This is a genomic window from Paenibacillus sp. P4_A9 (assembly GCF_056402415.1).
This window is the reverse complement of the sequence record NZ_JBFUHL010000058.1, coordinates 1-13487: the sequence shown is the minus strand read 5'-3', so window position 1 is coordinate 13487 and position 13487 is coordinate 1. Positions and strand designations below refer to the sequence as shown.

The 13487-nt window shown below is 46.3% G+C and carries 11 protein-coding genes; 5 read left to right on the top strand and 6 right to left on the bottom strand.

Annotated features, from left to right (window positions below; genetic code table 11):
- Positions 1 to 2: 2 nt before the first annotated feature.
- Entirely contained in the window at positions 3 to 911 is a 909-nt protein-coding gene (locus AC1DVJ_RS24820; protein ID WP_477594396.1) for an aspartate carbamoyltransferase catalytic subunit, read from the bottom strand.
- On the bottom strand, positions 908 to 1456 hold the full coding sequence (gene pyrR / locus AC1DVJ_RS24815; RefSeq protein ID WP_477594394.1) for a bifunctional pyr operon transcriptional regulator/uracil phosphoribosyltransferase PyrR: 549 nt from the start codon (positions 1454 to 1456) through the stop codon (positions 908 to 910). The genes AC1DVJ_RS24820 and pyrR overlap by 4 nt, the downstream gene beginning before the upstream one ends.
- A 397-nt stretch (positions 1457 to 1853) precedes the next feature.
- Here pyrR and AC1DVJ_RS24810 point away from each other — a divergent pair, with 397 nt between their 5' ends.
- The 4 genes from AC1DVJ_RS24810 (at position 1854) to AC1DVJ_RS24795 (ending at position 7389) form a co-directional block, all read left to right on the top strand.
- Entirely contained in the window at positions 1854 to 3578 is a 1725-nt protein-coding gene (locus AC1DVJ_RS24810; protein WP_477594392.1) for an ABC transporter ATP-binding protein, read from the top strand.
- The gene (locus AC1DVJ_RS24805; RefSeq protein ID WP_477594390.1) at positions 3575 to 5458 is read left to right on the top strand and encodes an ABC transporter ATP-binding protein; all 1884 of its coding nucleotides are present in this window, start codon (positions 3575 to 3577) and stop codon (positions 5456 to 5458) included. Before AC1DVJ_RS24810 ends, AC1DVJ_RS24805 begins: the two co-directional genes overlap by 4 nt.
- A gap of 72 nt (positions 5459 to 5530) precedes the next feature.
- A complete protein-coding gene (dapD, locus tag AC1DVJ_RS24800; protein WP_477594388.1) occupies positions 5531 to 6241 on the top strand; it encodes a 2,3,4,5-tetrahydropyridine-2,6-dicarboxylate N-acetyltransferase in 711 nt (236 codons plus the stop codon).
- Between the two features lie 26 nt (positions 6242 to 6267).
- Positions 6268 to 7389 carry an N-acetyldiaminopimelate deacetylase gene (locus tag AC1DVJ_RS24795; protein WP_477594386.1) on the top strand — a complete coding sequence of 374 codons (1122 nt, stop codon included), beginning with the start codon at positions 6268 to 6270 and terminating at the stop codon, positions 7387 to 7389.
- A gap of 159 nt (positions 7390 to 7548) precedes the next feature.
- Here the strand turns inward: AC1DVJ_RS24795 and AC1DVJ_RS24790 are convergent, their stop codons facing one another.
- From AC1DVJ_RS24790 to lspA, 3 genes are read right to left on the bottom strand one after another with little or no spacing between them, the layout of a single operon-like run.
- The gene (locus AC1DVJ_RS24790; RefSeq protein WP_477594423.1) at positions 7549 to 8703 is read right to left on the bottom strand and encodes an aminotransferase A; all 1155 of its coding nucleotides are present in this window, start codon (positions 8701 to 8703) and stop codon (positions 7549 to 7551) included.
- 35 nt (positions 8704 to 8738) lie between these two features.
- Positions 8739 to 9689 (bottom strand): RluA family pseudouridine synthase, encoded by a 951-nt coding sequence (locus tag AC1DVJ_RS24785; protein WP_477594384.1) that lies wholly within the window; start codon positions 9687 to 9689, stop codon positions 8739 to 8741.
- Entirely contained in the window at positions 9664 to 10182 is a 519-nt protein-coding gene (lspA, locus tag AC1DVJ_RS24780) for a signal peptidase II (RefSeq protein ID WP_477594421.1), read from the bottom strand. The genes AC1DVJ_RS24785 and lspA overlap by 26 nt, the downstream gene beginning before the upstream one ends.
- A gap of 139 nt (positions 10183 to 10321) precedes the next feature.
- On the opposite strand from lspA, the gene AC1DVJ_RS24775 reads away from it, so the two are divergent.
- Positions 10322 to 11059 carry a TraR/DksA C4-type zinc finger protein gene (locus tag AC1DVJ_RS24775; RefSeq protein WP_477594419.1) on the top strand — a complete coding sequence of 246 codons (738 nt, stop codon included), beginning with the start codon at positions 10322 to 10324 and terminating at the stop codon, positions 11057 to 11059.
- Between the two features lie 61 nt (positions 11060 to 11120).
- Here AC1DVJ_RS24775 and ileS read toward each other — a convergent pair.
- Positions 11121 to 13487, bottom strand: a 2367-nt coding sequence (gene ileS, locus AC1DVJ_RS24770; protein WP_477594382.1) for an isoleucine--tRNA ligase, incomplete at its 5' end; no start/stop codon positions are given.

Genomic DNA, 13487 nt, shown 5'->3' with positions numbered 1-13487 from the left:
TTTTATGATAAAGCTCGTTCGATGACCGCCATACGAATCGGTACGCCGTGAGCGATTTGGGTGAAAATTCGGGACTTCTCATGCTCGACCAGTTCATCATCTAGCTCAACATTCCGATTGACTGGAGCCGGATGCATGATGATCGCATGAGGCGCCATACGGCTTGCACGTTCTACGGTTAAACCGTATTGCTCGCGGTATTCTTCAGCAGATTTGATTAGCCCAGTGTCGTGTCGTTCCAGCTGCACACGCAGCATCATGACGACATCGGCTTTCAAAGCCTCTTCGAATGACACATACGGTGCGAACTCAGCAAGCTCTGGAGCCTGCATACTAGCTGGAGCACAGAACTGCACTTTCGCTCCCAGGGCGATTAGGCCCCAGAGGTTGGAGCGAGCAACTCGGCTGTGTAGAATGTCTCCGATGATGGAGACGGTCAAACCTTTGATCGCGCCGAATTGCTTTCGCATCGTATAGAAATCAAGCAACGCTTGCGTTGGGTGCTCGTTATTACCGTCTCCTGCGTTGATGAGCGGGATTTTGATTTTCTCGGCAAGCTCTTGCAGCACGCCATTCGGCTTCAATCGGATTACGCCTGCATCGATGCCCATAGATTCAAGCGTACGGACAGTATCGTAGATGGACTCGCCTTTTTGCACGCTGGATTCAGCTGACGAGAAGTTTAGCACATCTGCTCCTAGACGTTTTTGTGCAAGTTCGAAAGAGAAACGGGTTCTTGTACTATTTTCAAAAAATAAGTTGGAGACGAATTTCCCTTGAAATTGGTTGTTTACTTTGCTAGGGCTTTGTTCCCAATAGGCTGAACGATCAAGAATGCTTGTGATCTCCTCTGCACTTACGCCTTTCAGTCCCAAGAAATGTCTAGATGTATATGTACTCACGCTACTCACTCCTGTTTCCCCCTCAGTATAATGACTTCATCTTTATCATCAATTTCCGTTAGTAGCACTTCAATACTCTCACTCTTAGATGTAGGCACGTTCTTTCCTACGTAGTCAGGCCTGATTGGCAGCTCGCGATGCCCTCTATCCACAAGTACAGCTAACTGGATCATTTGCGGTCTTCCCAAATCAATCAGAGCATCCATCGCCGCTCTCACTGTTCTTCCGGTGTAAAGCACATCATCGAAGAGGATGATTTTGCGATCCTGAATTTGCAGCTTGCCGCCTTCTTGTACATTCTCAACCGATTTTACCTTTACGCGATCATCCCGATATGACGTGATATCAATCTCTCCTACAGGAATCGGTACGCCTTCGATTTCTAGTATCCGTTCTGCTACTCGCTTCGCTAAGTAAATGCCTCTTGTCCGAATTCCAATCAAGGTACAGTTCTCTACACCTTTATTCTTTTCCAGTATCTCGTGCGCAATCCGCGTAAGTGCTCTACGAATTCCCATTTCATCAATAATGGTGTGTTCGGCGGTCTCATTCATCGTTTTCGCCTCCTGGCAAAACTATCTTAGTCAGCATCACTCCGCGTTTTCTGGTGAAAAAACCAAAAAACTCCTTGCCCAATTCATGGCAAGGAGTTTACGAGTGCATAAAGAGATAGAGCGGGGCTGCAGGATGCGCACATCCTCAAGCTTACTGAATCCTCGACTCAGTATTACCCGACTTTCTTATCGTTTTACCTTGCCAGCCTCTCTGGACTGTTTTTAAAGGCACATATGTAATTAAAAGAATTATGCCACTTTCGACATGATAAGTCAATATTTTTCCGCTTCTTTTTTTTGAGCAAGTCTGTGGCCATGTGTTATAATTTACATATAAATTCACTTACTCACCCAGTAAATCCCAATTTACTGTGGTCAAAATGTTAAGGAGGAACCTATGTTCAAATTGTTTCGATTTTTAAAGCCCTACCGAGCTTCAGTGGTTGTCATCATCACATTAATGCTCTTACAATCGCTCGCCCAGCTCTATCTGCCAACACTCCTCTCTGACATTGTCGATGTCGGTGTGGTGAAAGGAGATGTCGGCTACATTYTTCGATTCGGGGCTTATATGCTTTTGGTAGCCATGGGGGGTATGGCCTGTGTCATGGTAGCGAGCTATTTGCTTGCTAAGACAGCAACCGGCTTCGGGCGTGATTTACGCCGGCATCTCTTCTCTCATGTCGAGAGCTTTTCCTTGCATGAATTTGACAAGCTAGGGACATCTTCACTCATCACAAGAACCACGAATGATATTGCACAGGTTCAGCAATTAGTTGTGATGATGCGTATGTTCATCGGGGTGCCTACCATGCTCATTGGCGGTGTCATTATGGCCTCCTATAAGGATACTAATCTCGCAGTTGTACTTTACGCTGTAATCCCCATCCTTGTCCTAGTTATTGCAGTTATTATGCGAAAAAGTCTTCCTTTATTCAAAAACTTGCAAGTGAAAATCGACGGGATCAATCTTGTTTTGCGAGAGCATTTAACGGGCATTCGCGTGATCCGTGCTTTTAACCGTTCCGAACATGAAAAGCTGAAATTCGAACGTTCGAATCAAGATTTCACACAAATCGCCATCAAGGTCAATACGATAATGGCTACGATGATGCCCATCATGATGCTCGTATTCAATCTCGGAATCGTCGTCATTCTTTGGTATGGCGGCGTGCGGATCGATGACAACCAAATGCAAATCGGTGATTTGATGGCTTTCATTCAATATGCGATGCAAATTATGTTCAGCATGTTCATGATGACGATGATCTTCATGATGATCCCGCGAGCATCCGCTTCTGCCGTGCGCATTAATGAAGTGCTTGCCATTAAATCCAACATACATAGTGCAGACAACGCTCGCAATCTCCAAGACGAACAAACCGTCGTTGCATTTAATCACGTTACCTTCAGTTACCCTGGTGCCGAGCAGCCAGCTATTCAAGATATTTCTTTCCGAGCTGAGCCTGGAGAGGTTACAGCTATTATAGGAGGAACGGGTTCAGGCAAAACGACACTCATCAATTTGCTGCTTCGCTTCTATGATGTCGAGTCCGGCTCCATCACATTGAATGGCCTACCGCTTCCTTCTCTCACATTGGAAAGTGTGCGAAATCAAATCGGTTACGTTCCACAGAAAGCCATACTCTTCTCGGGCACGGTTGCGGACAACCTCAGATTCGGCAACGAAGAAGCGACAGATGAGGAAATTGCTTCTGCGGCAACAACAGCCCAAGCAGCTGACTTCATCAGTGGCATGAAAGATAACTTCCAAGCCACACTCGCACAAGGCGGAACAAATCTATCGGGTGGTCAGAAGCAACGACTTGCGATTGGTCGAGCACTCGCTCGCAAACCGAGCATTTATATTTTCGACGACAGCTTCTCCGCCCTTGATTTCAAAACGGATGCGAAGCTTCGCGCTGCACTACAATCAGAAACAACACGTGCAACCATGATCATTGTCGCTCAGCGTGTCAGCACCATTATGGATGCGAACCAAATTATCGTTTTAGATGAAGGAAGAATAGCAGGCATTGGTACGCATAGTGAGCTAATGAAAACCTGTGAGGTCTATCAAGAAATTGTTGCTTCTCAGCTATCAGAGGAGGAAAGTGCATGAGTGAGAAACCAAAAGAACCGCAACGTCCGTCATCAGCCGGCGTAAATCCAGCTCATTTTGGCCGTGGCGGGATGGCTGGAATGGGGATGCCTGTCCAAAAGGCCAAAGACTTCAAAGGTACACTGAAGCGTCTGTTAGCGTATATGCAGCCATTTCGCATTTCGATATCCTTCGTCCTTCTTGCCTCCATATTAAGCACATTATTTAGCATCGTGAGTCCGAAGCTAATGGGAAATGCGACAACCAAGCTTTATGAAGGCTCTATGGGCAAGCTAAAAGGCATCGCAGGTGCCAAAATTGATTTTGATGCGATATTTCAAATTATTATAATATTGGCTTTGCTATATATTTTCAGCTCTGTCTTAATGTACATCCAGCAACGAATTATGGTCGGTGTTACACAGCGCATTGTTTTCAATTTACGCCGTGATATCAGCGAGAAGCTTACGCGTGTTCCGCTGTCCTTCTTTGATGCAAGAAGCCATGGCGACACCATGAGCCGAGCTACGAATGATGTGGATACGATCAGTTCAACGATGCAGCAAAGCTTAACACAGCTCATTACTTCTGTCGTTACTTTAGTCGGAATCATTATTATGATGCTGACCATCTCTCCACTATTAACACTAGCTACCATTGTTACCTTGCCGCTCAGTATTTTAGGAACCAAAATGATCGCCTCCCGTTCCCAGAAATATTTCAAAGGGCAGCAACGAACCTTAGGTGAACTCAATGGGCATGTCGAAGAAATGTATACAGGTCATACCATCGTGAAAGCTTTTGGCCGGGAAAGACAATCTGTTGATAAATTCAATGAGATTAATGATCGCTTGTATCATTCTGGTTGGAAAGCTCAATTTATCTCTGGGCTCATCTTTCCATTGATGTCTTTTATCGGGAATATCGGCTATGTGCTCGTCAGTGTCATCGGCGGGATCATGGTTACCCATAATGCGATTAAAATAGGAGACATTCTCGCCTTCATTCAGTATTCCGGTCAATTTGGTATGCCGATCACGMAAGTAGCGAATATCGCGAATGTCATTCAGTCTACGATTGCAGCTGCAGAGCGCATTTTTGAATTATTGGATGAGCCTGAAGAGGTTTTGGAAAAGAACGTAACAGAGTCCGTCGATCAGGTTAAGGGTCATGTACAGTTTGAGGATGTTTCTTTTGCTTATAAAACAGATACACCGCTTATCAACCATATGAACATCGATGTGAAGCCAGGACAGACCGTAGCGATCGTTGGCCCGACAGGTGCAGGCAAAACAACCATAGTCAATCTGCTCATGCGCTTCTACGAATTACAGAGCGGCCGAATTTCCATCGATGGGGTGGATTCACGCGATATGTCGCGAAGTCATCTTCGTGGACTGTTCGGCATGGTGCTGCAGGATACTTGGCTCTTCAATGGCACAATCCGCGATAATATTGCTTACGGACGTCATGGTGCCACAGAGGATGAAATCGTCGAAGCAGCGCGCGCGGCCTACGCAGATCATTTCATACGTACGCTGCCGGATGGGTATGATACGATTTTGAATGAAGAAGCGTCTAATCTATCCCATGGTCAAAAGCAATTGCTCACCATTGCACGTGCGATCCTAGCGGATCCAGCTATCTTGATTCTTGACGAAGCAACGAGCAGCGTCGATACACGGACGGAAGTTTCCATCCAGCGTGCTATGAATTTTTTGATGGCGAATCGCACCAGCTTCGTGATTGCTCATCGGTTATCAACGATCCGAGAAGCTGATCTCATTCTTGTCATGAATCAAGGAACGGTCATTGAACAGGGCACGCATGGGGAGTTGCTCGAACAGCAAGGATTCTATGCCGAGCTCTACCATAGTCAATTTGCACAAAAAGCTGTGTGAAACAGATTGGCTCAAACGCCCCCTTTCTGCTAATATAGGAGAGTCAATCATAAATTTGAAGGAGATGTCACCATGACCGAAATGAATACCCTAGAAATTATCCAGTTTATTAAAGAAAGCAAAAAGAAAACTCCGGTGAAAGTATATGTAAAAGGAAACCTTGAAGGCCTTGAGTTCGGCGAAGGCAGCCAAGCATTCATTTCCGGCGGCAGCGGTGTTGTTTTCGGTGAGTGGAGCGTGCTTCAACCGATTCTAGAAGCTAACACAGATAAAGTTACAGATTTCGTTGTTGAAAACGATCGCCGTAACTCCGCTATCCCAATGCTAGATTTGAAATACATCAACGCTCGTATCGAGCCAGGCGCAGTTATTCGCGATAAAGTACACATTGGCGATAACGCGATTATCATGATGGGCGCACTAATCAACATCGGAGCTTCCGTTGGCGATGGTACGATGATCGACATGAACGCAGTTCTTGGCGGACGTGCACAAGTAGGCAAAATGTGTCACATTGGCGCAGGCGCAGTTGTCGCTGGCGTTATCGAGCCTCCTTCCGCACAACCTTGTGTGATCGAAGATGACGTTCTTGTTGGCGCTAACGCAGTTATCCTAGAAGGCGTTCGCATTGGTAGAGGCTCTGTTGTAGCAGCCGGCGCAATCGTAACGCAAGATGTTGAAGAGTACACAGTTGTAGCAGGCGCACCTGCTCGTGTGATCAAAAAAGTAGATGACAAAACGAAATCCAAAACCGAAATTCTAGCAGACCTACGTACCCTATAAGGTGTCTGGATCTGGAGGAAATCGTTATGCTTAGCCCTTTCGTAGAGCTGCGTCGTCAGCTTCATCAAATCCCCGAACCGGGGTTCCAAGAGTTTAAAACGCAGCAGCTTCTGCTTGACCAGTTGGCCAAGCTGCCGCAGGATCGTCTAACGATTCGCACATGGCGTACGGGCATTCTGGTCTATATCAAAGGCTTAAACCCAAGCAAACGCTTCGGCTATCGCGCAGATATGGACGGGCTTCCGATCACGGAAGAGACAACTCTTCCCTTCCCTTCGCAGAATCCAGGGTATATGCATGCCTGCGGACATGATTTTCACATGTCCATCGGGATGGGCGTTGTGACTCATTTCGTGATGAATCCTATGAAGGATGATCTTGTCTTGATCTTCCAACCCGCAGAAGAAGGCCCTGGCGGTGCATTACCAATGCTAGCTGCCGAGGAATTGCAGGATTGGATGCCTGACCAGATGGTCGCACTCCATATCGCGCCAGAGTATCCCGTTGGTACGATCGCGGTCAGACCTGAAATCTTGTTCGCCAACACATCGGAGCTGTTCATTGATTTGCTTGGCAAAGGCGGCCATGCGGCCTACCCACACCAAGCCAATGATATGATCATCGCGGCGACGCAGATGGTTGGTCAGCTTCAAACGATCGTGTCACGGAACGTGAATCCACTGGATTCTGCTGTGATTACGATTGGCAAAATGGAAGCTGGAACGAAGCAGAATATTATCGCGGAAAAGGCTCGCTTAGAGGGCACGATTCGTACGCTTTCTGCGGCTTCCATGGACAAGATCAAAGGACGCATTGAGGCGGTCGCCGCGGGTATCGAAGCTTCCTTCGAATGCCAAGTCGCGATCGACTGGGGCTCAAACTATCGCCAAGTGTATAATGAACCAGCATTGACCGTGGAATTTATGGACTGGCTTCGCGGACGTGACAATGTTACGTTGTTCGAATGTACGGAAGCGATGACCGGTGAAGACTTTGGTTACTTTTTGGAGAAAATACCTGGCTTCATGTTCTGGTTAGGGGTGGATACACCTCACGGCCTGCATAATGCCAAGCTTGATCCGGATGAGCGTGCCATTGATGTAGCCATCGATACGATTACAGCTTATCTGAGATATAAGTCCAGCTAGATGAAATAAACCTCCTATTCGACCCCTTTCGGGTGGTTGAATAGGAGGTTTTTCTTATTTCAGGCGAAAGCGCCAAGACTGTGCTTTCCGCGGTGGCTCGAGCCTTGCAAAGCAAAAAAAGGAACCGCAACTGCATTAGCAGCAACGGTTCCTTTTCTCTTATAGCTTGCCTACAAACCGCTGCAATCGATCCAGCGATTGCTCCAATACATCCTGCGCGTAGGCGTAAGAAATTCGGATATAGCCTTCCCCATAGGAAGTGAAGGCATCTCCCGGCACAACCGCGACATGCTCTTCATGCAGCAGCCTCATGGCAAACTCTTGCGAGGATAAGCCGAATTTCGCGATAGATGGGAACAAGTAGAAAGCGCCATCTGGCTTCTCTAGATCGATGCCCATGGCGAGCAACCGTTCATAAACGTAGTCCCTGCGTGCTACATATGCTTCACGCATCGGCAGCGCATCGTCTATACCAACCGTCAACGCTTCCAAGGCGGCATATTGGCTTACGGAGCTAGCGCAGGTCACATTATACTGGTGTACCTTCACCATGTGCTCTGTGAGATACGCAGGAGCCATTGTGAAACCAATTCGCCAGCCTGTCATGGCATGTGATTTGGATAATCCATTAATGACGATCGTCTTCTCTCTTAGCTTTCCTACTGTTGCTATGGAATGATGACGAACCCCATAAACTAACTCGCTATAGATCTCGTCGGACAAAACAAACAAATCACGATCCGCCAACAATTCCGCTAAATCAGTAATTTCCTGCTCGCTCAGAACTTGACCCGTTGGATTCGATGGATAACAGAGAATAACGCAACGCGTTTTATCTGTTAAGTAAGGCGCCAACAGCTCAGCTGTTAATTTCAAGCCGTTCTCTCTTGTATCCACATAGACAGGAACGCCCCCGGCTAGGCGGATTAAAGGCTCATAACCAGGATAAATCGGAGCCGGAATGATGACTTCAGCACCTGGCGTCAAGATGGTTCGCAGCGTGATATCCACAGCTTGACTAGCGCCAGCTGTGACGATAATTTCATCTGCAGCGCGATAAACCTGTCCATACTTGACCTTCACGAAGTTAGAAACAGCTTCACGCAGCTCTAAGAGTCCAGGGTTTTGGGTGTAGACGGTTTTATTCTGATCCAAAGCCCTCTGACCCGCCTCGATAATATGCCGCGGCGTTGGGAAATCAGGCTGCCCTATCGTTAATGTCAAAGCACCAGGAATCGTGCTGACTAGATTCGAAATTTTGCGAATACCGGAAATTTGAATGTCTTTCACTTGCGGATTAATCAAATGTTCCAACATATCCAGCTCTCCCCCTCTCCATTGAACAAGAACTATGTTGTCCGTATCGTTTGTATCAGATTTTCCATATCTGGAGGAATCGGCGCTTCAAACTGCATCCATTCTCCCGTACGCGGATGTTTGAAACCAAGAATCGCCGCGTGCAGGGCTTGACCGTCCATCAGCATGCCTTTGCTTTTGCCGTACATCGGATCACCAACAAGTGGATGGCCAATGAACTTCATATGCACACGAATTTGGTGCGTGCGACCGGTTTCTAGCTTTAGCTCAACTAACGTAAAGTCCCCGAATCGCTCCATAACAGCGAAATGCGTCACAGCAGTCTTGCTATTTTTCTCCGTTACCGTATACATCTTACGATCATTCGAATCACGCCCGATAGGTGCATCAATGGTCCCTTGATCATGCTGAATATATCCGTGGACTAAGGCAATGTACTTTCGGTTAACGGTGTGATCTTTCAATTGCGCAGCAAGACTCGCATGTGCTTTATCGTTTTTGGCAGACATAATTAAGCCTGAAGTGTCCTTATCTATGCGATGAACGATGCCTGGACGAAGCTCACCATTAATCCCGGATAAATCTTTACAGTGGTACATCAAGGCATTCACTAAAGTACCTGAATAATGCCCAGGTGCCGGATGAACAACGAGTCCTCTCTGCTTGTTGATCACGATAACATCGCTATCCTCATACACCACATTTAGCGGAATATGCTCAGCTACAAGCTCCACGCCTTGAGGTTCAGGAATTTGCAAAGCAATCACATCTTGCACGGATAATTTATAATTTGGTTTTACCGCTTTCCCATTCACCTTAACGTGACCGTCTTTGACCCATTGTTGGACAAGTGTTCTAGAAATATCTTCTTCCAACGCTTCTGTAATAAATTTATCGATGCGTTCGCTGGCAAATTGTTCTTCAACTGTCCATTCTATCGGCTCTAGGGACACGGTATCAGGTGAGGTCTGGTTGTTGTTCATGTGTTGCTCCTTTTTTCTCGTTTCTTGCTGCAAATATGGATTCAATAAAGATTAGAATAACCCCAACTACAATACAGGAATCAGCAACATTGAAGATCGGGAAAATATAATGGACCTCTTTGCCAAAAAAGTTAAAGTCAAATGTGAATTGAAAGAAATCGACGACTTCCGCGAATAAGGCACGGTCAACGAAATTACCGAAGGCTCCTCCAAAAAGCAAACTCAATGCGAAGGGCAACAATACTTTTCCTTCACGAATCGTGCGCTGCATGTACCAAATAATGGCACAAAGCACAATCGTCGTAATCACAATAAAGAACCAACGCTGATCTTGTAAAATGCCAAATGCCGCACCGCGATTACGATGGGAAGTGATCATGAAAAAATCTCCGAGGACAGGACGTTCCTCGCCGAGCGGAACTTTTTTCACAATAATCCATTTCGTAACTTGATCTAGAATGAATGCAAGAAGCGCAACCAAGTAATATTTCAAATATTTCATCTACGTGTACCTCCTACAATGTTGAAAGCTTGTACATTCCTAATTTGCAAGGAATTACCTCACTAAAAAAAGCGGTCTATCGGCATCATAAAYGGTATGGATGAGCTGTTAGAAAGGAGCTGTATGACCTATTAGCCATTTAACTGATGAGCAATTACAAACATTATATGTACAACTATTGGAGGAAAAGGTTTCACTTGAGAAGCATTTTGCGACGAATGATAACTTTGGACTCGCAAATTCTTTCTCTGATTCCATTGGCGAGCTGTCCATGTATGATAATCATCCCGGTGATATTGGCTCCGAAATTTTCGAACGAGCAAAAGATATCTCGCTCAATGAACATGCGGAGATGCATTTACAGCAAGTCAACGAAGCTTTAGCCCGTATGGAAAGCGGCGAATACGGTGTTTGCGTCTTTAGCCACCACCCCATTCCGTACGAACGATTACAAGCCATACCTACAACCTTGTACAGCATAGAACATGTACCAGACCCAGATCAATCCTTCCGACGTCCCGTCGAAGAGCAAGTTCTTTACCCGCCTTTCGGTCGTACAAGCTTCGATGAGAAAAACAACGAAACGGAATTCGATGGCGAGGATGCTTGGCAAATCGTAGAAAGCTGGGGAACTTCGAATACGCCAGCTTTCGCTGAAAGCAACCAAGTGGAAAGCTACAACGACATGTACATCGAAGCTGATGAGCTGGAAGGCTATGTAGAGTCTTTCGAAAGCTTTGTAGCCACAGACCTATATGGTGAACATGTTACGATAGTACGAAGTAAAGCCTATGATGCGTATATGCACAGTGATGAAGGCGATCCATTCCTTGAACCCGAAAGATCCGTCGATTTGGATGATGATTGAATAGCCTGATTAAAAACAGGACAAACGAGCTTCGCAATTTGCGTAAGCTCGTTTGGTTCCTCTACTCGTGATAATGAGCAGTCACGACTTCGTTACATCTGACACAGAGTGTTGGATGCTCTTTACTGTGCCCAACTTCTGGCGTCACTATCCAACAACGTTCACATTTTTCACCGTCTGCAACAGCGATTGCAATGGCAACATCTTTGGACTGAAGGGCACCTTCTGGTACGGAAGTACCTACTGGGTGGAGGTTTACAGCGGACACGATGAACAACTGATCCAATTGCTCGAATTGTGTCAACAAAGCAAACATCGCTTCATTTGGATACAAATTCACTGCTGCTCCTAGGGAATTACCAATGACTTTCTCTTTACGCGCTTCTTCTAACGCCTTTAGAACGTCATCCCGCACTTCCAAGAAGGAGTTCCATTTATTTTCCAATTCCTCGTTATATACACTCGTTTCTACTTCCGGTAATTCCGCAAGTTGTACGGAGCTTAGCTCTGCACCAGGAATGTACTTCCAAACCTCATCCGCAGTATGTGGCAGAATCGGTGCGATCAGTTTCGTAATCGCCGTTAATGCCGCATATAGCACGGTTTGTGAAGCTTTACGTGCTGGGTCCTCAGCCGCATTCGCATATAGACGATCCTTAATGATGTCCAAATAGAAGGAGCTCATTTCCACGGCACAGAAATGGTGAATCGTTTGATACACGACATGGAATTCGTAAGCTTCATAAGCTTTGATAACTTTCTCGATCATGCGGTTCAAACGAATCAACGCATAACGATCAAGCTCTGACAAATTCGCAGTTGCCACGCGATCTGTTTCAGGGTTGAACTGACTCAAGTTCCCTAGCAGGAAGCGCATGGTGTTTCGAATTTTACGATAAACCTCAGTCGTTTGGTTCAAAATATTGTCTGAAATCCGGTGATCGGATTGATAATCCACGGATGAAACCCATAGACGAAGAATATCTGCGCCTAATTTGCCGCAAACCACATTCGGATCAATCGTGTTTCCAATGGATTTGGACATTTTGCGACCTTCGCCATCCAGTGTAAAGCCATGACTGAGAATGCCTTTATACGGCGATTTCTCTCTTGTTGCAACACCTGTGATCAGGGATGAATTGAACCAACCACGGTATTGGTCGGAGCCTTCAAGATATAGATCAGCAGGCCACTGAAGCTCTGGACGCGACTCGAGAACCGCTACATGACTGGAACCAGAATCAAACCATACGTCCATGATGTCCGTTTCTTTACGGAACTCGCCATGATTACATTTCGGACAGCTAGTGCCGTGAGGTAGCAGATCCTTCTCATCTTTGATGAACCAAGTATTCGACCCTTCTTGCTCAAACAACTGGGCAACATGCTCAATCGTTTGCTCGTTTACAAGTGGCTCATTACAACTGCGGCAGTAGAAAATCGGGATTGGCACACCCCATGCGCGCTGTCTAGAAATACACCAGTCACCACGATCTGCGATCATGTTATGAAGACGAACCTCGCCCCACTCTGGCGTCCATTTCACTTGCTTGATTTCATCCAACATCTCTTGTCTGAACTTATCGATCGACGCGAACCATTGCTCCGTAGCACGATAGATAACTGGCTTCTTCGTACGCCAATCGTGCGCGTATTGATGCTGAATATCTGCAGCTTTTAGTAAAAGACCGGACTCTTGCAGCTTCTCGATGATCTGCTTGCCGCCTTTTTCATAGAACAAGCCTTCATAACCAGGTGCTTCAGCTGTGAAATGGCCTTGATCGTCCACAGGACAAAGTACGCCAATGTTATAACGCTGACCAATCGCAAAGTCGTCTTCCCCATGACCAGGCGCTGTGTGAACACAACCAGTACCCGCTTCTAGCGTCACGTGCTCGCCAACCATGACGAGGGATTCCCGATCGTAGAATGGATGTTGGCAAGTAACAAACTCCAACTCACTGCCTTTTACAGTCGATAATACTTCGTATTCGCTCCAGCCGATTTCTTTAGCCGCGTTGGCTAACAAACCTTGTGCCAACACATATTTCTTCCCATTCGCTTGAACAACCGCATACTCGAATTCAGGGTGTAAGGAGATACCCAGGTTCGCAGGCAAGGTCCAAGCTGTTGTTGTCCAGATAACGATGGCAGCATCTTCTGGAAGCTTGCCTTTACCATCTTTCACTGGGAACGCCACGTAGATAGACGTTGATGTTTTCTCTTTGTACTCGATCTCGGCTTCAGCCAAAGCACTTTCTGAAGACGGGGACCAGTAAACAGGCTTTAACCCTTTATATACGAAACCCTTCTGTACCATCGTACCAAATACACGGATTTGCTGCGCTTCATAGCCTGGTTGCAACGTGATATACGGGTTCTTCCAATCTCCGCGAATACCTAGACGTTGAAATTGACTCTTCTGCTT

Bases quoted from the DNA above. Each gene is read 5' to 3' on its own strand.
- pyrR (WP_477594394.1), bottom strand. From the start codon at position 1,456: ATGAATGAGACCGCCGAACACACCATTATTGATGAAATGGGAATTCGT.
- dapD (WP_477594388.1), top strand. From the start codon at position 5,531: ATGACCGAAATGAATACCCTAGAAATTATCCAGTTTATTAAAGAAAGC.
- AC1DVJ_RS24795 (WP_477594386.1), top strand. From the start codon at position 6,268: ATGCTTAGCCCTTTCGTAGAGCTGCGTCGTCAGCTTCATCAAATCCCC.
- AC1DVJ_RS24785 (WP_477594384.1), bottom strand. From the start codon at position 9,689: ATGAACAACAACCAGACCTCACCTGATACCGTGTCCCTAGAGCCGATA.